General features: G+C 65.6%; 17 protein-coding genes and 1 pseudogene. 5 read left to right on the plus strand and 13 right to left on the minus strand.

Annotated features, from left to right (window positions below):
- The coding region (locus MTX35_RS19420) for an AraC family transcriptional regulator (RefSeq protein ID WP_243596519.1) at positions 1-121 on the plus strand (121 nt) is incomplete at its 5' end.
- Between the two features lie 135 nt (positions 122-256).
- Here MTX35_RS19420 and MTX35_RS19425 read toward each other — a convergent pair.
- From MTX35_RS19425 to MTX35_RS19445, 5 genes are all read right to left on the minus strand, one after another.
- Positions 257-1,000, minus strand: coding sequence for a recombinase (locus MTX35_RS19425; protein WP_243596533.1), 744 nt, complete (start codon positions 998-1,000; stop codon positions 257-259).
- 368 nt (positions 1,001-1,368) lie between these two features.
- Positions 1,369-2,535 (minus strand): site-specific integrase, encoded by a 1,167-nt coding sequence (locus MTX35_RS19430; protein WP_068373931.1) that lies wholly within the window; start codon positions 2,533-2,535, stop codon positions 1,369-1,371.
- 205 nt (positions 2,536-2,740) lie between these two features.
- On the minus strand, positions 2,741-3,973 hold the full coding sequence (locus MTX35_RS19435) for a TniQ family protein (RefSeq protein WP_243596534.1): 1,233 nt from the start codon (positions 3,971-3,973) through the stop codon (positions 2,741-2,743).
- A complete protein-coding gene (locus tag MTX35_RS19440) occupies positions 3,970-4,908 on the minus strand; it encodes a TniB family NTP-binding protein (RefSeq protein ID WP_243596535.1) in 939 nt (312 codons plus the stop codon). The genes MTX35_RS19435 and MTX35_RS19440 overlap by 4 nt, the downstream gene beginning before the upstream one ends.
- Before the next feature lie 4 nt (positions 4,909-4,912).
- Complete coding sequence (locus tag MTX35_RS19445) at positions 4,913-6,595, minus strand: Mu transposase C-terminal domain-containing protein (protein ID WP_243596536.1); 1,683 nt, start codon at positions 6,593-6,595, stop codon at positions 4,913-4,915.
- A gap of 133 nt (positions 6,596-6,728) precedes the next feature.
- Between MTX35_RS19445 and MTX35_RS19450 the strand changes: the two are divergent.
- Positions 6,729-7,925: pseudogene (locus tag MTX35_RS19450) on the plus strand (Na+/H+ antiporter NhaA); the annotation flags it as partial.
- Between the two features lie 90 nt (positions 7,926-8,015).
- Here the strand turns inward: MTX35_RS19450 and MTX35_RS19455 are convergent.
- A complete protein-coding gene (locus MTX35_RS19455; RefSeq protein ID WP_243596537.1) occupies positions 8,016-9,101 on the minus strand; it encodes a DNA polymerase domain-containing protein in 1,086 nt (361 codons plus the stop codon).
- A gap of 2 nt (positions 9,102-9,103) precedes the next feature.
- Entirely contained in the window at positions 9,104-10,153 is a 1,050-nt protein-coding gene (locus MTX35_RS19460; protein ID WP_243596538.1) for an ATP-dependent DNA ligase, read from the minus strand.
- Positions 10,154-10,239: 86 nt separating this feature from the next.
- Here MTX35_RS19460 and MTX35_RS19465 point away from each other — a divergent pair, with 86 nt between their 5' ends.
- Entirely contained in the window at positions 10,240-10,839 is a 600-nt protein-coding gene (locus tag MTX35_RS19465) for a hypothetical protein (protein ID WP_243596539.1), read from the plus strand.
- Positions 10,836-12,278, plus strand: a complete 1,443-nt coding sequence (locus MTX35_RS19470) for an MFS transporter (RefSeq protein WP_243596540.1) — start codon at positions 10,836-10,838, stop codon at positions 12,276-12,278. The genes MTX35_RS19465 and MTX35_RS19470 overlap by 4 nt, the downstream gene beginning before the upstream one ends.
- Positions 12,279-12,295: 17 nt before the next feature.
- Here MTX35_RS19470 and MTX35_RS19475 read toward each other — a convergent pair whose 3' ends face one another.
- From MTX35_RS19475 to MTX35_RS19495, 5 genes are all read right to left on the minus strand, one after another.
- Positions 12,296-13,174, minus strand: coding sequence for a universal stress protein (locus MTX35_RS19475; protein WP_243596541.1), 879 nt, complete (start codon positions 13,172-13,174; stop codon positions 12,296-12,298).
- 115 nt (positions 13,175-13,289) lie between these two features.
- The gene (locus MTX35_RS19480) at positions 13,290-13,895 is read right to left on the minus strand and encodes a hypothetical protein (RefSeq protein ID WP_243596542.1); all 606 of its coding nucleotides are present in this window, start codon (positions 13,893-13,895) and stop codon (positions 13,290-13,292) included.
- A 120-nt stretch (positions 13,896-14,015) separates the two neighbouring features.
- Positions 14,016-14,843 carry a hypothetical protein gene (locus MTX35_RS19485; RefSeq protein WP_243596543.1) on the minus strand — a complete coding sequence of 276 codons (828 nt, stop codon included), beginning with the start codon at positions 14,841-14,843 and terminating at the stop codon, positions 14,016-14,018.
- Complete coding sequence (locus tag MTX35_RS19490) at positions 14,840-15,727, minus strand: universal stress protein (RefSeq protein ID WP_243596544.1); 888 nt, start codon at positions 15,725-15,727, stop codon at positions 14,840-14,842. The genes MTX35_RS19485 and MTX35_RS19490 overlap by 4 nt, the downstream gene beginning before the upstream one ends.
- A gap of 142 nt (positions 15,728-15,869) precedes the next feature.
- Positions 15,870-16,892 carry a nitroreductase family protein gene (locus MTX35_RS19495; RefSeq protein ID WP_243596545.1) on the minus strand — a complete coding sequence of 341 codons (1,023 nt, stop codon included), beginning with the start codon at positions 16,890-16,892 and terminating at the stop codon, positions 15,870-15,872.
- Positions 16,893-17,141: 249 nt separating this feature from the next.
- On the opposite strand from MTX35_RS19495, the gene ilvD reads away from it, so the two are divergent.
- Positions 17,142-18,872: a dihydroxy-acid dehydratase gene (ilvD, locus tag MTX35_RS19500; RefSeq protein ID WP_243596546.1), complete on the plus strand. Its 1,731-nt coding sequence runs from the start codon at positions 17,142-17,144 to the stop codon at positions 18,870-18,872.
- A gap of 245 nt (positions 18,873-19,117) precedes the next feature.
- Here the strand turns inward: ilvD and MTX35_RS19505 are convergent, their stop codons facing one another.
- Positions 19,118-21,223: an MFS transporter gene (locus MTX35_RS19505; RefSeq protein ID WP_374230334.1), complete on the minus strand. Its 2,106-nt coding sequence runs from the start codon at positions 21,221-21,223 to the stop codon at positions 19,118-19,120.
- Positions 21,224-21,299 lie beyond the last annotated feature (76 nt).

A 21,299-nucleotide genomic window follows, 5' to 3' on the forward strand; every position in this document is an offset into this window, starting at 1 on the left:
CGCTTCCGAACTCGGATACAGCGACCTCGCCAACTTCTCTCATGCCTTCAAACGCTGGACCGGGCGCTCTCCGAAAGATTTCCGAAACCCACGACTCTCGGACGACCCGGATTCGACGTAGACCACACAGACGGGGTCAGATCGATGCATCGTTCGTTCGCGGCCTGGTCGATCTTCGTCTCGGAGATGTCGGAGACGTCACCGCCTCCCTGCCGTGAGAAGAAGAGTGTGTGCAGACCCGAGTACGAACCACTTGTCACTCGACGGTGTCGGCCGGTACGCGTGCGGTCTCCGATTCGAGACAGTCGACGAGTGCTTCCAACAGGCTGTCCGCGCGGGTTTCGACATCGGCGAGGACGGAGTCCACGTCGTCGAGAAGACCGTGGGCGTGTCTACGCGCAAGCGTTCCGCGTTCGTAGTAGCCGGGGTCGAGCAGGACCCGCGGTACTGGATCCGGTGCCGTGCTCTGCTCCGGATGTTGTGACCGCGCAGTGGGCTGCAGGTGGGTGGGTGCCCGTCCGTCCAGGTGCATTCGCACGATGCCCGCGACCGCACGGGCGGTCAGCGGGGTCGCAGTCAACGGGGTGTGGCCCCACCGGTCGATAGGAGTCGACAGCGGCTGTTTCCCGGCCGGGTCGAAATACCGGTCGTATCCGCCGAGCCCGGTGCCGTCCACGGCATCGAGAGCGTCGGCGAGCATTCGGGTGCTCGGATACCGGGTCCGATGGCCGAGTACCTCACACCAGCGCTGATACACCATCCGCGGCGAGATGCCCGTCCCCGCCAGCGCGAGGGAGGTGAGGGTATGAACGCCGATGCCTGTCTCGATGCGAAGGGCGTCGAGACCCGCATCGGCGGTGACATCGCATGCCCGCAGGGCCGCGATCTGCGTGTACGGCAGACCTGTCGTAGCGAGCGTGAGGATCAGTACGTCTCTGCGTGCGAACAACGCTGACGGCCAACCGTATTCGGGAAGCCGCGCGATGATTCCGCCGATCACGGCTGCCACCTCTTGCAGGCGCGACGTACGCGCCACGTCCAGCGCAGCCCGAACGATCTCCGCACACCCCGGAGGGGGTAATAGATGCCGATGATGAGCGGTGTCGATCACCGCGATCCGGCGGCGTTGGGTCGTCGGCGCGGCGGGGTGCGCGTGGAGGAACCGAGCAAGTGACTCCGGAGAGGCCGCCAGTGAGGGTTCGCCATGGGCGGTGCACCAGTCCTCGAACAGTGACCACGTGTGCCGATCCCGCCTCGGTATCGACGTGTTCGTGATGTCCGCTGGTCGTATCGGACAAGGGCGGTCGTCGTGGTCAGCATCTGCCCCGGTCGACCCGCCGCCGGTCACTGGCTCGGTCGGGTGCCCGGTCATAGGCCGAGCTCGGTGACCGCGTTGCCGACCAGAGGGGCGTGCTCGCGGGCATATGTTTCGACCATTGCGGGTGTGGTGTGCCCGGTTTGGCGCATGATCGCATGCGCCTCAGCTCCGTTGCGGAAGGCTTGCGTGACGAAGCCGGAACGGAGGGAATGCCCGCCGAGCTGAGCGACGGTGACGGGGTCGTATCCAGCTCGAGTAGCGCGGCGGCGGATCGCCGCGTGCACCGCGGCTCCGGACAGGGCTGAGTCGGAGAGGTTGCCGTTCTTGCGGACGGACCGAAACAGAGGGGACCGTTTCTCGACCACAGGAAGGGTGCCGCGACAGATATGGGAGTCGAATTCCACTGCGCGGGAGAGTATTCGGATGACAGCAACTCTGCCGCCGGTGTCGAACGCTGCGACGATCTGCAGCCAACGCACCCACGCGCAGACCGGGCATGACTCGTAGCGGTCAGTGAACGGTAACGCCTTCACTGCTCCGGTGCCGTCCTGGTCGGTCTTCGACTTCCGGATACGTACGTGCGCGCCGTCGAGACGGTCGCGGCGGACATCGCGGCATTCGAGCGCCACGAGTTCACTACGTCGAAACGCGCCGGTGTAGCCCATCAGCAGCAGCGCGGTGTCGCGCCGTTCGAGGACCTCCGACGCCCACCCGATCGAACTGCGACGCGAGTACTCGACGATCGTGGTGATGTCGGAAGTCAAGAGCGGCGCCCGCGGATTGCGGGGCCGCTCCCCCGCCGACGCGTAGTCGCGGCGGATACCGGCGAGGGTGGCGCGCACCATCTCGTGCCCGCACGGGTTGTCGTGGCCCGTAGCGCGGTGACGGTCGGCGATCGCAGCAACCCACTTACCGAACGTCGACGGTGCGTACGCTCGCGTCCCGTCGACTGTGAGTGTGTCGGCCGCTCCGACGAGGTAAGCGGCCACGGTCGCCGGATGCGCCGGCATCACCTGATGTCCGTGCAGGGTGCACCAAGTCTCGAATCGTCGCCACGCCGATGCGTAGGCGCGGCGGGTTCCGGCCGACCGAGCCGATGCCATCGAACGTTCGATCCGGGCTGCAACGTCAACCGACAACTCGGGAAGCGGTGCCGAGCCGCCGCTGAGAACGATCGAAAGCGCGTCCGCGTCCGCGTTCACCAACGGTTCTCTCATGACGGGAACTGTAACGGAGCCCCCCGACACAGTTCGCGAACCGAAAAGACGCTCAGCTGGCGTTTCGTCGAAGATGCTGCGGGAAGGAAAATTCTCGTCGGTCACCGCACAAATAACGTTGGTGACTATGACCCCGGCGCGAAAACGGGCTTCTCGGCTGTCGCCGCGCGTGCATCGCGGACGACCCCGCTCCATCGGGCGATAGCTATGTCGGCGGATGTTGCAGCGGGATCCCGTGGTCGAGGAACAGTTGCACCGTCTCATCCAGCTCCGCCGCGGTGCGGCACCCCCAGCGCAGGAAGTTGTACAACGAACTGGCGGATGCGCGATCGACGCGCGCCGCCGCGATGGCGGCCTCAGCCGCAGCGTGCGCGTCAGCCCACAGATCGCGCTCGGGTGCGGGATAAGACGAGCGCGTCGGAGCTGTCCCGGGATCGACCGGCTCATAGGGACGTGGACGCAGCAGAGATGCGTGCGCACCGCCGGCATCGATCTCACCGCTCTCGACCATCGCAATGCCGATCGCTGCGGCCTCGAGGACTTTCGCCTGCTCGTCCCAGTGCAGGTCCTCGAACGGAACCCACGCTGTCCGGAGCGGGCGAGAACGACCGGCGGCCTTCCAGATCGCAACGAGTCTCGTCGCCCACCGTCCGGTGCGAACCAGCGGTGTGGACACTTCGTCGACGACGGTGCGCAGAAGCCGAAACCACACAGCGGCGTGCACCCGGCCTGGGCCGAGTTCCACCCATCCCGTCGTCAGAGCCTCGGTACTGCGCCGATCGAGGTCCGTGACCGCTGAGGGAACCGGAACGGGCGAGACCCGTTCGTCCGAACCGAACCGGACCTGATCCCAGAAGATTGCATGACCAGGGAAAGCAGAGCAGGGTTCGAGTCGACAACGGTGGTCGAGGCAGCTGCTCAGCACCGGATATTGCTGCAGCAGAGTCATGTTGATATCAGCAGTGGATTCGAGGCTGTCGAGACATGCCGGGCATGCCCGACTGCGCGGAGTGCTCGCCCACGGCAACCATGCCTCGCTCGTGGGTGTGCGACGTCGTCGATCCTGCCTCGCGAGGTCGGCCGGTAGCAGGATCGAGAATTGGTGGACGTAGGTGTCGAAGTCGCAGTCGGCGGGGTCGGTGCTGTCGAGCAACCACGGTGTCCACCCCGCCAACGTCATCATCCGCACCCTCTCTACCGGGACTGCGCCGCGACCGGCCAGCTCGGCAAGTATCGGCTCCGGTGTGTAGCGGTCGAGATCCTCGACAGCACAATCGATATCGAGGTCTGCTAGCAGGTCAGAAGGCTTGATGGGCGGATACAGCTCGCATATCCGGGCCAACCAGGACGAGAGGACCTCACCTGGCAGTGGCGGCGGGTGCAGCGGCCACGGGCGAACGTACGCATCATCGGGCATCGCCGCGAGCCGCGCGTTCACGCGAGGTGGCGCTCGAACTGGCGGCGTCGCTCCGTGGGACCGAGGTACGGAGTGCGTGTGAGCACCGATGAGGTGATCGCTTCCTCTCCGCTGTCGACGGCGGTCACTGCTGCGGCAGTGAGCAGCGTTGTCAGTTCACCGATGGTGCCCTCGGAGCGAGTGAGGAGGTAGTCGGTCATCTCCGGTGATGTCAGGTGCGAGGGTTTACGGAGGGGGAAGCTCGTGGTGAAGCTGGCCAGCAGTGATCTGGTGTCGGCAGTGTTGGTCCAGACCGGCAAAGTCATGGGATGGAATCGGTTCTCCAGCTGGGGATCGGTTCGGATGGCGAGGTAGGCGTCGCGGGTTCCGACAGCGACAAGAGGAATGCGTAGTTCGTTGCCCAGGAACCGCAGCACGTTCAAGAATTCGCGGCGGACGTTGTCGCGGCCGGCGAGAACATTGTGGAGCTCGTCGATGATCAACATCCGTACGCCGGTGGCGCGGAGCAGCATCAATGCTTGCTGTTCGAGTTCGTGGACCCGATTGCGTGGTCGGGTCGGTGTTCCCAACGCTGTGAGCAGTGCGAGGTAGAACCGGCCGGGTGACGGGTCCGGGGGCATCTGCATGCACAACACCGGTGTCTGCTCGCGGTCGGACAAGCTGATCGGCGGATGAGTGCGCCGGAACTTTTCGATGATCATCGACTTGCCGTTGTTCGTCGGACCGAGCAACAGTAAGTTCGGCATACGCTGTCGGTCCGGCCACGACAGCAACGACTCCAGATGGTCGATGACCGTACGGGCCTGCGGATACCCGATCCACCTCTCCGACCGGATCGACCGGATCCGGTCCGCGTCGTCGAGTGCGGTGAGCGGTCGAACCGACTCCCGAAGGTGCCCCAAATCCTCGCTGGACGACTCGGTGGGTTCGTCGCTGCTTCCTGTCGATGAGGTCATCGCGTCACCATTCCTCGATGTCGCTGAAGACCGGCGTTGCGGTGCCGCCGTCCGCTCGAGGCTCCACCGGCGGGTGGATCGCCGGGATCGGTGCACACGCGGCGGCGCCGGTGAGATGCGTGCGGCGGGCACGGTTGCGCCGGGCTTTGCGGGTGGCTTTCTGCGAGCGGTCGGTGACCTCGCGCATCTGCTCGATCATCGAAAACAGTGCGCTCTCATCGACGTTCGACCGACCTTGTTCGCGGAGACGGGCGATAGCAGCTCTGTGCTCCCACAGTGTCACCGCGGGATGTGACATCGTCCGGTACGGCACCTCGACATAGCCGGCACCGTCTGGTTCGAGGACCCAGATTCTGCTCAAATCGCGTGGGTCACGTCGTATCACGAACCGCCCCAAATCCTCTCGCCGCGCAACCCACGGTTTGAGCGCGTTCGAGAAGTAGTGCACGTGATCGAGGACGAAGCCCGTGCGCGTCAGACGTCGCCGGATGACGGGAAGAAAGTCCACCAGGAACGCGGTTTCGCCGAGCACCACACGAGGGGCATGACCAACTGCGGCGACCCCACCGGCCCACACGGCGGCCGGAGTGTTCCCGATCCCTGTGTGAACGCTCGCGTGATACGAGGCTACAGCCAGGACCAGCCAGCGCTCCAACTCACGCAATGTCAACGCCGCGTGCTTGTCCGAGTCGTAACTTCCTCGGTCCGCTGGGTTCGAGAAGGTGGTCCCAGGCAGCTCGTGCACCGCCGTCATCGCCGTTCCGATGATGCGTTCGACGATCCCGCCGTAGTGCGGTCGGCCCGGAGGACGGTATTCGAGTGTGATGGCGTGCTGGGCGCATCCGCGGCGCAGCGCTTCGCTTTTGAACTCGGAGGCGTTGTCGAGATACAACTGTTTCGGTTTCCCTGCCATCGGCCACTGCACCTGCTCCGCGAGCTCGCATGCCTCCAGCCATGTCTGCTTCTCGCAGCACACGCGGCCCAGGCACAACCCGACCGATATCGACGACGGCGGCTCCAGAGTGACGACGAACCCGAGTACGGAACGGCTGAAGACATCAATGGCGAGCGTCAGGTAGGGGCGGCCGATCGGTTGCCGCTCGTACTCGTCGACGACCATCAGATCGACGACGGTGTGGTCGATCTGGACCTGATCGAGAATCCCCGCAACCGTCGGTGGACTGTCGCCGGCGGAATGACGTGGTCGGGCGGCATCGGGTCCTCCGCGTGACCTGGCCACCGATGCCGGATGGAGCGCGGCGATACGCGCGGTGACGGTATTTCTGGCCGGCACTGGCAAACCCGCGCGGTGACACGCCAACGCGATACGTCGGTGCAGTGCAGCGACACTCAGCTTCTGGCGGTGAAGAAAATAGCGGGTGAGATGATCGCCGATCACTTCCTCGACCTCAGCCGTCACTCGGCTGCGGCCACGCCCTCCCGACGAGACCTTCGTCAGAAGATCGGTGACTGTCCCCGTCCCGTTCCTGAGCCTGCCGACCAACGTGTAGACCTGCCGCCTGGACAATCCCAACCGTTGCGCGGCATCGTCGACCGCTTCCGAACGCACCGGATGCATCTCCAGCAAGGGAGCCAGGACAGCGAAACGGGCCTCGGCCTGGGACCACCGCTCCCCCGACGCTGTCAGCACACCGGTCTCCACGACGTCGAGCTTGTCGGGGTCCATCACAAGCCTCCCTGTCACCGAGAGCCGAACGTGCGACCGTGCACCGCACTTCTGACATCAGAATGTCAGAAGACACGTGCACTCACCCTCGAAACGCCTGCAAAGAGTGCAGCCGTCTTCTGAAACTGACAGCGGCGTCGGATACTTCGTGGTCGCCCTGTTCACGTGGGTTGCGATGTATGAGTCCGGAGTTCACCCCACCCTTGCCGGAGTGATGATCGCGCTGATCCTTCCGGTCTACCCGCCGCGCCGCACCGAGGTGGAACGCGCGTCGGACCTGACGCGCGCGTTTCGGCAGTCACCCAATCCCGAGTACGCCCGAGCGGCCCGCCTCGGACTCGATCGCGCGGTGTCGGTCAACGAACGTCTCATGCGGCTCTACCAGCCGTACACGGCGTTCATCATCGTGCCGATCTTCGCGCTCGCCAACGCCGGAGTGGTGCTGAGCTCGGACACTCTGAAAGCCGCATCGACCTCGACGCTCACCTGGGGCATCATCGCGGGCCTCGTCCTCGGCAAGCTCGTCGGAATCACCGCTGCCTCGGCCATATTCGCGAAACTGCGGCCGTCGTCCCTCGCTCCCGGGCTGACGCTCTCGCATATCGCCGGTGGTGCGGCGATGTCCGGAATCGGGTTCACCATCTCGCTGTTCATCATCGACCTCGCCCTCGACGACGAGTTGCTCGCCGACGAGGCGCGCGTCGGCGTGCTGGCGGCATCGGTGATCGCCGCGGCGCTCGGTTGGATCCTGTTCCGCGTCGACGCGAAGATCCATCCCCCGAAAGCCGAAGCATCCCTGCGCATTCTGCGTCCGGTCAGCGCGAAGCGCGATCACATCCGCGGTCCGGTGGACGCACCATTGACCATCGTGGAGTACGCGGATTTCGAATGCCCGTTCTGCAGCAAGGCCACCGGCAGCGTCGCCGAGGTACGCAAGCACTTCGGCGACGACCTGCGCTACGTCTACCGGCACCTGCCGCTCGACGACTACCACCCCCATGCTCGGTACGCCGCCTACGCCAGTGAAGCCGCGGCAGCGCAGGGCAAGTTCTGGGAGATGGCCGACGTGCTGTTCCGCAACAGTGACGCACTCGAACCCGACGACATCGACGGCTATGCACGCGATCTCGGCCTCGACATGGACAGATTCGAGGACGACATCCGCACCGGCGATCACGTCGTTCGCGTCGAGGACGACGAACTCGACGCGTCGTCCTCGGACGTGGACGGCACCCCGACGTTCTACCTGGGACGCGGCGACAAGGACCTCATCCGACACGTCGGACCATACGATGCGGCGACGTTGATCCGGGAACTCGAATCCATGTGAGCGCGGGCAAGGGTGCACTGAACACGGCTGAATCGACGGGATCCCGTCGATGCGGCCACGTAGTGTGCACTCCTGCCCGGGCCGAGCGAGCTAGCTTTCGGTGCGATTGCCCTCCGCATCCCAGTGCTCGGCAACTTTTTTCGACGGCTGCACTCGTGGCGGTTCGCCCGGCATCTTGGGGTAGTCGGGCGGGAAGTTGAGTTCTCCGCCGGGCAGTGTTTCCCACAGGTGCAGAAGGGGTTCGAGAGCGTAGGCCTGTGAATCCATGTCGGCCCACGGATCGCCGTCCTGAATCAGCTCCGGCACTGTGACGAGGTTGAATTCACGTGGATCGGTGACGTCGGCCAACTGCGACCACGTCAGCGGAGTACTGACCGGCGCGCCCGGCCGAGCCCGCAGACTCCACGCGCTGGCGATGGTTCGGTCCCGGTTGTTCTGGTTGTAGTCGATGAAGATGCGTTCTCCGCGTTCCTCTTTCCACCAGTTGGTGGTCACCCCGTCGTCGCGCCGTTCGAGTTCACGGCCCAGACCGATGGCCGCGTGGCGCACCTGCTCGAAGGTGTACTGCGGCTCGATGCGAACGTAAATGTGGATCCCTCGATTACCGCTCGTCTTCGGGTAGCCGCGTAAGCCCAACTCTTCCAAGAGCTCTCGGGTCACGTCGGCGACGCGCAGGGCGTCCGCGAACGTGGTGCCCGGCTGTGGATCGAGGTCGAGACGCAACTCGTCGGGATGGTCCACCTCCGGTCGACGTACCGGCCACGGGTGAAACGTCAGCGTGCCCATCTGCGCCGCCCACACCAGCGCGGCCGGTTCCGATGGGCACAGCTCCTCGGCGGTGCGCTTGCTGGGGAACGCGATCTTCACCGTCTCGATCCACTCGGGCGCACCCTTGGGCAATCGCTTCTGATAGAAGCCGTCGCCCTCCTTGTCCTGGGGGCCGAGCGCCAATCTCATGCCCTCGCGATAGCCGTCGGGCCATCGTTCCATCGCGGTCGGGCGGTCTCCGATCGCCCGCATCAGTGGCTCCCCGACGGCCGCGAAGTACTCGCACACCTGCAGTTTGGTGATCTCCGGAGTGCGTTCGGTCGCCTCGTAGATCACGCGATCCGGGCTCGACACCCGCACGTCGCGTTCGCCGGCCTGCACGAACGCCGGTGGTGTTTTCGCGGCCATGACTATCGTCCCCCGGCAATGACGTCGGCAACGTCGTAACGCACCGGAACCTCGAGCTGGTCGTAGGCACACGAGCGCGGATCACGATCGGGTCGCCACCGCAGGAAGCGCGCCACGTGCCGCAGCCGTGCCCCTTCCATCTGGTCGTAGGCCACCTCGATGACCCGCTCGATGCGCACCGGGATCCAGTTTCGGTCGTTCGACGAGTTCCAGCGGGTCGCTTCGCCGTCGTACGTGACGTCGTCGCCGAGTCGGAGCGGTTCGAGTTCTTCGAGCAATTCCAACCGGCGCTTGTCGGTGAATGCCGACGCACCGCCGATCATGCGCAGATCGTCACCGTCGTAGAGGCCGAGCAGCAGCGATCCGATCCCGTTACCGGACTTGTGAATTCGATAGCCGATCAATACGCAGTCGGCGGTACGCGCATGCTTGATCTTGATCATCTCGCGCTTGTTGGGCAGATAGACCCCGTCGAGTCTCTTGGCCACCACACCGTCGAGTCCGGCACCTTCGAAACGCTCGAACCAATCCTCGGCCACCGCAGCGGCGTCGGTGGCGGAGGTGACGAAACAGCTCGGCCCGCCCGTGCCGACCGCGTCGAGCAATCTCGCCCGCCGCGTCGAGAACGGCTCGCTCGTCAGGTCCTCGTCGCCGACGGCCAACAGGTCGAAGCCGATGAACTGCGCCGGAGTCTTCTCCGCAAGCATCGTCACCCGACTCGCCGCGGGGTGAATTCTTTCCGACAGCGATTCCCAATCGAGACGAGTGGAACCGTCCTTCTCGCGCGGCACGACGATTTCACCGTCGACAACGATCTTCTCGGGCAGCTCGGATTTGATCGCCTCCACCAACTCCGGGAAATACCGGGCCAGGTCCTTGCCGCCGCGGGACCCCAGCACCACCTCGTCTCCGTCACGGAAGACGATGGCCCTGAATCCGTCCCATTTCGGCTCGTACGACCACACAGCCGGCCCGTCCTCGGGCTGCGCGGGCACCACTTTCGCGGCTTTGGCGAGCATCGGTGCGACCGGCACGGCAAGAGGAAGATCCACGCAGTTCATCCTGCCTCATGCGGCCGACAAGCGAGTCGGATATTTTCTAGACGAACACGGTCGAACCTACGAGGGCAGGACTCACCATGGCGTCATCCAGTCGTTCGGTCCGCGCTCTCGTTCTCGCGCTGTTCGGTTGCACAGCCCTGATGCTCGGCGGGTGCGCGTCGGAGGTGTCCGGCACCGCGATCGCGATCTCCGGCGCGACCATTCCGGCCACCACGACCACCAGTCCTCCCACCACCGCACCGCCCACCGACATCGCCGACGGCGGCAGTGTCGACATCGATGTGGAGGTAGGTGAGTGCGTCACCCTGGGCGGTACCGTCGACGAGGCGGCCATCGCCAACGCGACCTGCGGATCTGCGCAGTCCAACTATGTTGTCTTCGCCAAGACGCCGACCTCGGCCGAGTGCCCCGAGGACGCCGATCAGTACTACTACGAGACCTACTTCGACATCGAACAGGGAGCCCTGTGTCTGGACATCGACTGGCAGGTCGGCGGATGCATGGACCTCGTCGGTGAATTCGCTCAGCGGGTCGACTGCGCCACTCCCGGTGCCGACACCCGCCGCGTCGTGACCATCCTCGAGGGCACCTCGTCCGTCGACGACTGCCCCGATCCGGCGCTCTACGGATTCGAGAAGGACTCGCGCAACTTCGTCGTGTGCGTCGAACAGTTGTGACCACTACCGACATCTCGCTGTCGAGCGCGCGGGGGCGGTGGATCGTCGCAGCCACGGTGCTCGGCTCGGCTCTGGCGATGCTCGACGCCACCGTGGTCAACATCGCGCTCCCCGCCATCGGTCGCGATCTCGGTTCCGGCGTCACCGGCCTCCAGTGGACGGTGAGCGGCTACACCTTGACGCTGGCGTCGCTGATTCTGCTGGGCGGATCCCTCGGTGACCGACTGGGGCGCAGACGGGTGTTCGTCTGGGGCACGGTCTGGTTCGCGGCCGCCTCGGTGCTGTGCGGACTGGCTCCGAGTATCGAGGTGCTGATCGCGGCGAGACTTCTTCAGGGCGTCGGCGCGGCGTTGCTGACACCAGGGTCGCTCGCGTTGATCTCGGCGTCGATCAAGGCCGAGGACCGAGGGGCTGCAATCGGTCTGTGGTCAGGGCTGGGCGGCGTCGCGTCGGCGATCGGTCCACTGCTCGGGGGATGGCTGGTCGACGCCGTCGGGTGGCGATCGGTGTTTCTGATCAACGTCCCGCTCGCAGTCGTGGTCGTGTGGGTGGCGGCGAAACATGTTCCGGAGAGCCGGGATCCGCACGCATCCGGCCGACTCGACGTACCGGGCGCGGTGACGGTGGCCGCCGCACTCGGTCTGCTCACGTACGGCCTCATCGAGTCCCACGTTCTGCCGCTGGTTCTCGGTATCGCGGCCGTCGCACTGTTCGTCGTGATCGAGCGGCGCTCGCACGATCCTCTGGTACCACCATCGCTGTTCGCGTCGCGAGTGTTCCTGGCGGCCAACCTCGTGACGTTCGCCGTGTACGCGGCCCTGGGCGGAGTGTTCTTCCTGCTGGTGTTGCAGTTGCAGTTCGCCGTGGGCTATTCACCCATCGCGGCCGGGGTGGCCACGCTGCCGATCACCGCTCTCATGCTCGTCCTGTCCGTCCGTGCGGGGCGAATCGCCGGACGCATCGGACCTCGTGTTCCGATGACCGTCGGGCCACTGCTGTCGGCGCTTGGCCTGTTGCTGATGTTGCGCATCGGGCCCGGATCCACCTATGTCACAGACGTTCTGCCTGCGGTTCTCGTCTTCGGGCTCGGCCTGTCCGCTCTGGTGGCCCCGCTGACCGGAGCGGTACTGGGTGCGGTGTCCACCGATCGCGCCGGAATCGCGTCGGGCGTCAACAACGCGGTGGCCCGCACCAGTCAGCTGCTCGCCGTGGCTGCCCTACCGGCGCTCGCCGGTATCGCGGGCTCCGATTACTCCGCGCCGGAGGTGTTCTCGGACGGATTCCACACCGCGATGCTGCTGTGTGCCGGACTGCTGGTGATCGGTTCCGTCATTGCCGCAGTACTGATTCGCGGAACCGGCCAGGACGCGTCGAACTGCCCACCGCACTGCGATATCGGCTCACCGCCGATGGCACCGCGGAGCAAGGACCAGGACTGAGCGCTCATCGCACTGGGTCATCGCACGATGAGTACCGAGCAGTCGGCGTGGTGGACGAGGTTCTGACTGACCGATCCCAGAATCGTTCCGAGGAATGCACCCCGGCCTCGGCAGCCGACCACGATCATCGATGCCGACGCGGACATCGCACGCAGGCCTCGCGTCGGGCTCGACTGCGAGCTCACAGTACTCAGTGCCACATCCGGGTACTTCTCGTGCACGGTCTCCACATGCCTGTCGAGCCAATGCTGTTCGTGAGCCCGAATACTCACCCAATCGACATCCTCGAATCCTGTTCCCAGACCTGCCTGAGCGGCGAATCCCCAGTAGTTCACGGCGACCACCGGCGCGCCGAGGGTGTGCGCGATCTCGAGTGCGGCCCCGAGTGCCCGATCCGACTGCTCACTTCCGTCGACCCCCACCACGATCGGGCGGGCAGGGTCGGCACTGTCGACGGCGGTACGCATGAGCAGCACCGGGCACTGGGCATGCGTCACGACTCGGAGCGTGTTGCTGCCGAGAGTCAGGTCTCGCAGTGCGCTCGACTTCCTCGATCCCAGCACCACCAGTTCCGCGCCGGCATTCGACACGTACGAGGCGATGGTCCCATCGGCGGTGACGGTCTCGACGGACACCTCGGGTGCCGCGTGGTGAATCGCTGCCTCGGCGCGAGCGAGATGCTTGCGACCGATCGCGCGCAGGTCTCTTTCCAGCGCACCGCCGTCGACGAACGCCGCCGATCCGTACCAATCCCCCTCGGGGACTGCATGAACCAGACGCACGGGTGCGCGCACCTTCGCCGCATAGGCCGCCGCCCAGTGCGCCGCGGCATCGGCCTCGCTGGAGCCGTCGATGCCCACCAGGATGGGAAGTATGCGGTCGGTGGAATTGCTCATGATTCTTCCTCGTCTCGTGGTCGACTGTCCGTGCAGTCGAATCGAATCGACCGTAGATCTGCAGCCGCGTCCACCTTCAGAGCACTTGGTCCATCATCGAGGTGGCCGAGGTCCCTCATGTCGAGTCTCCCTTGGTTCGACCACGTTCGGTCTCGAACTTCAGCCAGTCGCGGTCCCACTGACGCATTCGCGCACGCCAACCGAAATGCCTCGTCGCCTGGAGCGCGACGAGAACAACGACTGTGCAGGCCACCCAGAACCCAACGGCTGCACTGATTCCCACCACAGCGTTCGAGGTGGAGGACGGCGGTTCCGCAACCCGCCTGCCCTCGGAATCGACTCGCACCGGAACTGTTGCCCCCTGTTCGGCTTCGTCCGGAACTCGAACCTCGTCGCTGTGCCGCTGTCCCGGTGGCCACTCCCAGGCGACCGTTGCGTAGTGCTCGGTCGGATCGAAGACTGCACTCTCTTCCGATCGCAGCGTCGGTTCACTCGTCACCAGGGCATCGATCTGCTGGGTGGTGGCCCGCGTTCGGGCCGACGCGGCATCGAGATCGGCGTACGTGAGCGATCCGAGCAGCGCGGAGAACGGGACGAGTCCCAGAATCACCGCCAGCCCACACGCAAGAACGAGGGCGGAGGTTCGATCACGGCCTCGCATCAGGGGATTGGTACTCCACGGTGCCAGGTGCCACCAGCGAGCGACCTCGAATCCGAACACCGCAACCACCCACTCTCGGAGAATCGTGCGTCCTTCGAGTGTGTCGCAGCGGACGAAGGGCGCACCAGGGCACAAGGTCGTGAACAGCAGGTCATGAACAGCAGGTCATGAACGGCAAGCTCAGCGGAAGAGGGCCGACACCTCGTCGAGATCGGCGTCGGTGCGGCGACCACTCGCATCCAGTTCGACGTAGAAAGTGTCGTAGCCTCGGGGATCTGCCCCGTGCTCACCGGTGCTGCGCCGCTCGAACACTCGCGCATTCGGCCATCGAGAGCGCACTGCCGTTCCGAGGATGTGCCCGTCCGGTGAGACCCCGCCGATCGGTCCGTACTCCGCGATCATCACGGCATGAACCACTGCCCCGATCGAGGCGGTGGTCACCGGAAAGACTCTCGGCCCCCGAGCCGTCGGGATGTCGACCGTGATGGAATCGGACGCCAGCACTGTCTCGTTGTCGGTCATCGTCGTGGCCCTCCGTCGTGCGGCGTTCGATTCCGGGTGAGTGTTGCGGCGAGGGCATGTCAGTTCGACGCCCGAGACCGATGTCGGGGTCACCTCGACCAGTCGGTGCATCGGAGGTTCGTCCGAATGCGGCTGCGGCAGAGCCTGTTCGAGAGCCTCGCTTCGCCCGCCCGGGACGGCACGCGCGATACCGTGGACGACGACGGTGGAGACTGTTCCGCGAACGGAATCCTCGGCGTCGAATTCCAGCACGACCGACGAGTCGAGCATGCTGCGCCCCAACTGCGACCGTCCCGCTGCGTAGAAGTACACCCGACTCCCGATCCAGATGCAGGGCACGACGTCGACGGTCGGGCCGAAGTGGTCGTGGCCGATCGACCGAGCCATCGGCGCGTTTCGTGCGAGTCGGCCGGCGGTGCTCGCGTCGAGGATGCGTCGACGTTCTTCGCTGTGGCGCACACGATTCGGAACCGTCCGGTTGGTCATCGGTCCCTGCAGATCATCACGGGGCAGTGCGCGCGCCGGGTGAGGTTGCTACTGGTCGACCCGAACAGTGCACTGGCCACCACACCTCGCCCGTGGCTGCCGACCACCACGATGCCGGCCCGTGTGGATTGCTCTATCAGTAGGTGTGCCGGGTTGCCCAGCTGCACAACGTGTTCAACGGTGACGTCCGGATATTTTTCGCTCCACCCGGCGAGGCACTCGGACAGCAACAACTGCTGCTCGCGCTCTATCTCGGCATCGTCCGGCGATCCGGGCAGGGACAGAGCGGCACCCTGGGACAACGAGCTCCAGGCATGTGCGGCGATCATCGGCACCGCGAGGAGCGAGGCCAGCTCGAACGCGTGCTCGACCGCCGCCTCACTCGTCGCACTGCCGTCGATACCGACGAGAATCGGTGCGTCGACGGTGTCGATTCCTTCCCGCCACACGATCACCGGACACCACGCCGAGGTCGCGGTCTTCTGTGCCGTGCTCCCGAACAACGCAGACACGATGGGCCCTGAACCGGCATTACCGACGACCAGCATGCGCGCGGTGCGAGAGAGCTCGACCATCATGTCGCATGCAGGCACCTCCGCGACCGAGGTGGTCACCGCGATGTGCGGATGCCGCGCCAGCACTGCCGTAGCGACGTCGGTGACGATGCGTTCGGCCGCCCGACGCTGCTCGTCCCAGATGTCGGCGGGAACGACCGATGCGGACTCGCCCAAGTAGAACGTTGGATGCTGTACCGCCCCGGCGATGTGCAGCGGAGAAGTCAACCGCTCGGCCAGGGTTGCCGCCCAGAGTGCGGCACCGACGCTGCTCGGCGAACCGTCAACGCCCACAACGATGTTCTGATGATGTGCGAGAACCACGGTCATCTCCTGTCCTCGGTCTGAGACGAGCCACACGGTCGGGCCCGTCGACGGTCATCCGTTGTCGGATGCTCACTTCCCATTGGACAACTCGACTACAGCCGCGCCACAGAGCATTTGGTCCCCAGTTCCGGTTCCTGGTCCCCGATCAGCGCAGGGTCGTTCTGCGCGATCCCCGTGCCGTACTTCGGACGGCCACCGACAGCACCGACGACACCGCTCTACGCGGAGTCGGGGCGAGAGGCGAGCCGATGGCAGGCGCACCGATCCGAATCAGCACCTGCGGCACACCCTGTCCCGGGGCCAACGACTCGACCAGGCGGCGACTACCGGACTGCTCGGTCATGTGAGTCAGTGGGCAGGTCGCCAGCCCGTCGGCGGTTGCGGCCAGCAGGAAGGCGGACATTGCGCGCCCGCACTGCAACCAGTCCAGACGCTCGTCCGACGCGGTACCGAGCAGCGCCACCGTGGACTCGTCGGTCGCCGGCTCTCGTGTTTCCGTCCTGCCCGCTCGGTGCGGTTCGGGGAATTCACGGCCCACCTGCACCCTCGAGGACTCCGCGCGATCGGTGAGGGCCTCGGGCGGAATTCCTCCCGATCGGAACGAGTGTCCGGCCCACCACCTGATCTCGGCCTGATACGTCGCGTCGTACTTGCGAACATTCGCGCTCAACTTCGATGCCGCGGCCAGCGTCTCCTTGGATTCGTCCGACAGGAACGTGACTCGAATGTCGTCGCCTGCGTCGATCCGCCCGACGTACCGGGCCGGAATCCGGTTGTCGGGCACCGGGCCGAACGCCCGACGATCCGAGTGGCGGCGGTTGATCGCAGCCAGCAGGTCGAACTCGTGTGATCGAGGGTGCGCGTCGTGGGACAGTCGGACGCGCGCGAGATGGTCCGGCGCACCGGGCGTCGGCATCAGGTCGACGTCGGTGGTCCATCGAAAGGCCGCGGCTGCCGTACACAGATGGTCCAGCGCTGCCCCACAGCTGAGCACCATCTGCCGCTCGGTGGGATCTATCGCGCCGAGCAGTCGGGATCGGTCGGTGTACAGATCGAGTCCGTGTTCGGAGTGGACCCACCGCCACGGCTGACTGTTGTGCACCGACGGAGCGCGGCAGGCGAGCTCCACCAACATCTCCGTCACGGCCGAATCCGGCTGATCGTTCATCATCTCTCCTCGACCTCCCACCGCGGGGCGGTGACTGTGCCCTCCACTGTCGGCCCGCGTCGGCGCTGTGGGACAGGGCCGATGGTCACTGCAAGGAGGGCCCTTGTGGTGTAGAAACCCGGCCGAGGGTCAACCGCAGTGGCGATGCGCCGAATCCACGGGTTTAGTGTTGACGGTGAATGCGACCTCAGGAGCGGAACCTCCAGGACGCGACCGAGGATCCACATCCGCCGACCGCTCAGGAGCGTCATGACGACCCCGCAGAATCCCCCAGAAGAGCAGATCACCGCAGACGTCGACGTCAAGCCACGCAGTCGCGACGTCACAGACGGGCTGGAGAAGACCGCCGCCCGCGGCATGCTGCGCGCCGTCGGAATGGGCGACGACGACTGGGGCAAGTCCCAGATCGGCGTTGCGTCGTCGTGGAACGAGATCACCCCGTGCAATCTCTCGCTCGAACGGCTGGCGAAAGCCGTCAAGAAGGGCGTCCACGCTGCCGGCGGCTACCCGCTGGAATTCGGCACCATTTCGGTGTCCGACGGCATCTCGATGGGGCACGAGGGCATGCACTTCTCGTTGGTCTCACGTGAGGTGATCGCCGACAGCGTCGAGACCGTCGTCAGCGCAGAACGTCTCGACGGTTCCGTCCTGCTCGCCGGTTGCGACAAGTCGCTGCCCGGAATGCTCATGGCCGCAGCGCGTCTGGATCTGGCGAGCGTCTTCCTCTACGCCGGCTCCACCCTGCCCGGCTTCGCGACCCTGTCCGACGGCAGCGAGCATCAGGTGACGATCATCGACGCCTTCGAGGCCGTCGGTGCGTGTTCGCGCGGATTGATGTCCCGGGCCGACGTCGACACCATCGAACGCGCCATCTGCCCAGGCGAGGGTGCCTGCGGCGGAATGTACACCGCCAACACGATGGCCAGCGCAGCCGAGGCCATGGGAATGTCTTTGCCCGGCAGCGCATCTCCCCCCGCTCCCGATCGCCGCCGCGATGGATTCGCACACGCCAGTGGCGAGGCCGTCGTCGATCTCTTGCGACGCGGCATCCGCACCAGCGACATCCTCACCAAGGAAGCGTTCGAGAACGCCATCGCCGTCGTCATGGCCTTCGGTGGTTCGACCAACGCCGTGCTGCACCTGCTCGCCATCGCCCACGAGGCACAGGTGGACCTGACCCTCGCCGACTTCACCCGCGTCGGCGCGAAGGTGCCGCACCTGGCCGACGTCAAGCCCTTCGGCAAGCACGTCATGACCGACGTCGACGCGATCGGCGGAGTGCCGGTGGTCATGAAGGCCCTGCTCGACGCCGGCCTGATGCACGGCGACTGCATGACGGTGACCGGAAAGACCGTCGCGCAGAACCTCGCTCACATCGCACCGCCGGACCCCGACGGCAAGGTGCTGCGCGCACTCGACAAGCCGATCCACCCGACAGGCGGCATCACCATCCTCGAGGGCTCGCTCGCCCCGGGCGGAGCGGTGGTCAAGTCCGCAGGCTTCGACTCCGATGTGTTCGTCGGCACGGCACGGGTTTTCGAGCGTGAACGCGCAGCCATGGATGCTCTCGAAGACGGCACCATCGCAGCTGGGGACGTCGTGGTCATCCGCTACGAAGGTCCCAAGGGCGGGCCGGGAATGCGCGAGATGCTCGCGATCACCGGTGCCATCAAGGGCGCGGGACTCGGTAAGGACGTCCTGCTGCTCACCGACGGCCGATTCTCCGGCGGCACCACCGGCCTGTGCGTCGGGCACGTGGCACCCGAGGCAGTCGACGGCGGACCGATCGCCTTCGTCCGCGATGGTGACCAGATCCGACTCGACGTCGGCAAGGGCACCCTCGACCTGCTCATCGACGCAGCCGAACTGGACTCCCGCGCACAGGGCTGGGCCCCACTGCCGCCGCGCTACACCCGCGGAGTGCTGGCCAAGTACTCCAAGCTGGTCGGTTCGGCATCGAACGGTGCGGTGCTGATCTAGCACTACCCACCTGCTCCCCGCCCCACCCCGCCCCCCTGCCGCGTCCCCCTGCCGCGTCAATGGACCACTGCATACGTCTCGGCGGTGCAGCGGTCCATTCACGCATGAACACCGTGCGCGTGAATGTCACCCTGCAGACGTCTCGGCGGTGCAATGGTCCATTCACGCGAGCGGGGTGGGCGAACGGGCAGGGGCGAACGGGCAGGGGTTGGCGGGCAGGGTGGGTGAGCGGGGTCAGGGCGGAGCTACAGCGGCATTGCCCACATGGAGCTCGAGCGCTCCTTGAATGCCGTGCAGTTCGCGTGTTGCGTGCTGGCCCGCTGGTAGAAAGTCTGCAGCGGCGCGGTGGGTTCGGCAGGCTTCGGTGCTGGCGCAACCGGAAGATCGCTGAGTTCGAGCGCAGCATCGAGAGCTTCCTCGGCCTCGACGCGCCTGGTCCGCGCCAGATTCGACAGCGCCAGCTGATGGATCGTCACCCGATCGCCGGACTTGCCGGCCACCGTGGCCGCAGCGGTGACCGACGCATCGAGCTCGTACACCTTCGAAGCCAGCTGATAGATGCTGGGCCGCTCGAGTTCGACGTCCACCAGAGCCGGCTCGGCCACGGTCCGAAATGTGTGCTTCGGACCGGCCTTGTCGGGCTTTGCTGCCGACGGCCGCTCCAACAGCTGCTCGAGCTCGGCGACCTCACGATCTGCTGCAGCATCCTTCGCCTGCGGTGCGACGAAGGGCACGATCGGCTCGAACGCGATCTTCTCCGACGACGTCGAAGCCACCGTTTTCGACGGGATCAGCAGCGCCACGATCACGGTGCCGACGCCGAACACCACGGCAGCAACCACACTCGTGTGCACCACCGCGTCCCCGAACGCCGCGACAGCATTCGCTTCGAGATTGTCGGCGAACCCACCGAGGAAGGAGTTCTGGTCGCGGATGATGTCGGAGACGATCACCGCACCTGCGAGCGAATCCTGAGACGCAGCAAGCCCTTCCGCCGCCTGCCCGGTGTACTGGCCGTTCGGCTGCTTACCGGGGAAGGTCTGCAGAAAGCTCTCGATTCCCTGACGGTAGGACGCGGCGAGCACCGACCCCAGCACGGCGATACCGAGCGATCCGCCGAGTTCGAGTGCGGTGTCGTTGAGACCGCCGCCCACCCCGAGTTTGCTGTCCGGAAACTCGCCCATGATGGCGTCGGTGCAGGGCGAGACGGAAAGACCGATCGCGAGACCCAGCAGCGTCAGCACCGGCAGAAAATCGGAGTACGTTGCCGCCGAGTCGATTCCGATGAGCGAGACGACCGACAGCGTTCCCACGATCATGCCTGCGGTCACGGTGATACGCGGCCCCAGTTTCGGCGTGAGCCACATCGTGATTCCCGATCCGACGAAGACCGCCCCTGCCAGAGGCAACAGGTGCACACCGGTGGACACCGGGCCGTAGCCGAGAGCGAACTGGAGGTACTGGGCGACGAAGTAGATCGCGCCGAACGTGACGAGGAAGAAGACGACCACCGCGAGGGTGGCGCCGCTGAGGACGCGGGAGGAGAACATTCGGACGTCGAGCAGCGGATTGGGATGGCGCAGTTCCCATCCCACGAAACCCAGGACCGACAGCAGCCCGACCAGCGCGAAGTACAGCGGTCCGACCGTCCAGCCGAAGTGCATCCCCTCGATGATGGCGTACACGATCGTCGACACGGCCAGCACCGATAGCAGTCCACCGATCCAGTCGATCGCCCCCGGCGCGACGGCTCGAGACGGCGGGACCAGCACGACGGCTCCGACGATGGCGGCCAACGCAATCGGAACGTTGATCAGGAACGTCGAATGCCAGGTGAAGCTCTCGAGGAGCCAGCCGGCCAGCAAGGGACCGGCCGCGATCGCGAGCCCGGAGGTGGCCGCCCACACGGTGACGGCAGTGGCGCGCTCACGCTTGGGGAACGTCGCGACCAGCAGCGACAGCGTCGCGGGCATGACGATCGCAGCCGCGACACCCATGACGATGCGGGCGAGGATGACTCCGAGGGTTGCATCGGTGAGCGCCCCGGCCACCGAACCGGCAACGAAGATGATCAGGCCGAGAATCAGCGCGCCGCGGCGGCTGTAGCGATCACCGATCACGCCGCACAGCAGCATCAACGACGCGTAGGGGACGGTGTACCCGTCGATCACCCACTGCAGGTCGCTGCTCGTCAGACTCAGATCGAGTGTCATCGACGGTGCGGCGACCAACAGCGACGTGTTGGCCATGACCACGATCAGCAGGCTCAGGCACAACACCACCAACGCCGACCAGCGTCGCGGGTACGGTTTGTGCATATCTTGGACAGGCGTCATCGCAAGCAGTGTCATCGTGTGTTCCCCCCCCGTTGGCAAAGTGCGAGACACACCTTGCACAGTGCTGTGCAGCTTAGGAAGCTTCGGCTAG

This window comes from Rhodococcus sp. ARC_M12 (assembly GCF_022810385.1).
In the GTDB taxonomy this organism is placed as follows: Bacteria; Actinomycetota; Actinomycetes; order Mycobacteriales; family Mycobacteriaceae; genus Rhodococcoides; species Rhodococcoides navarretei.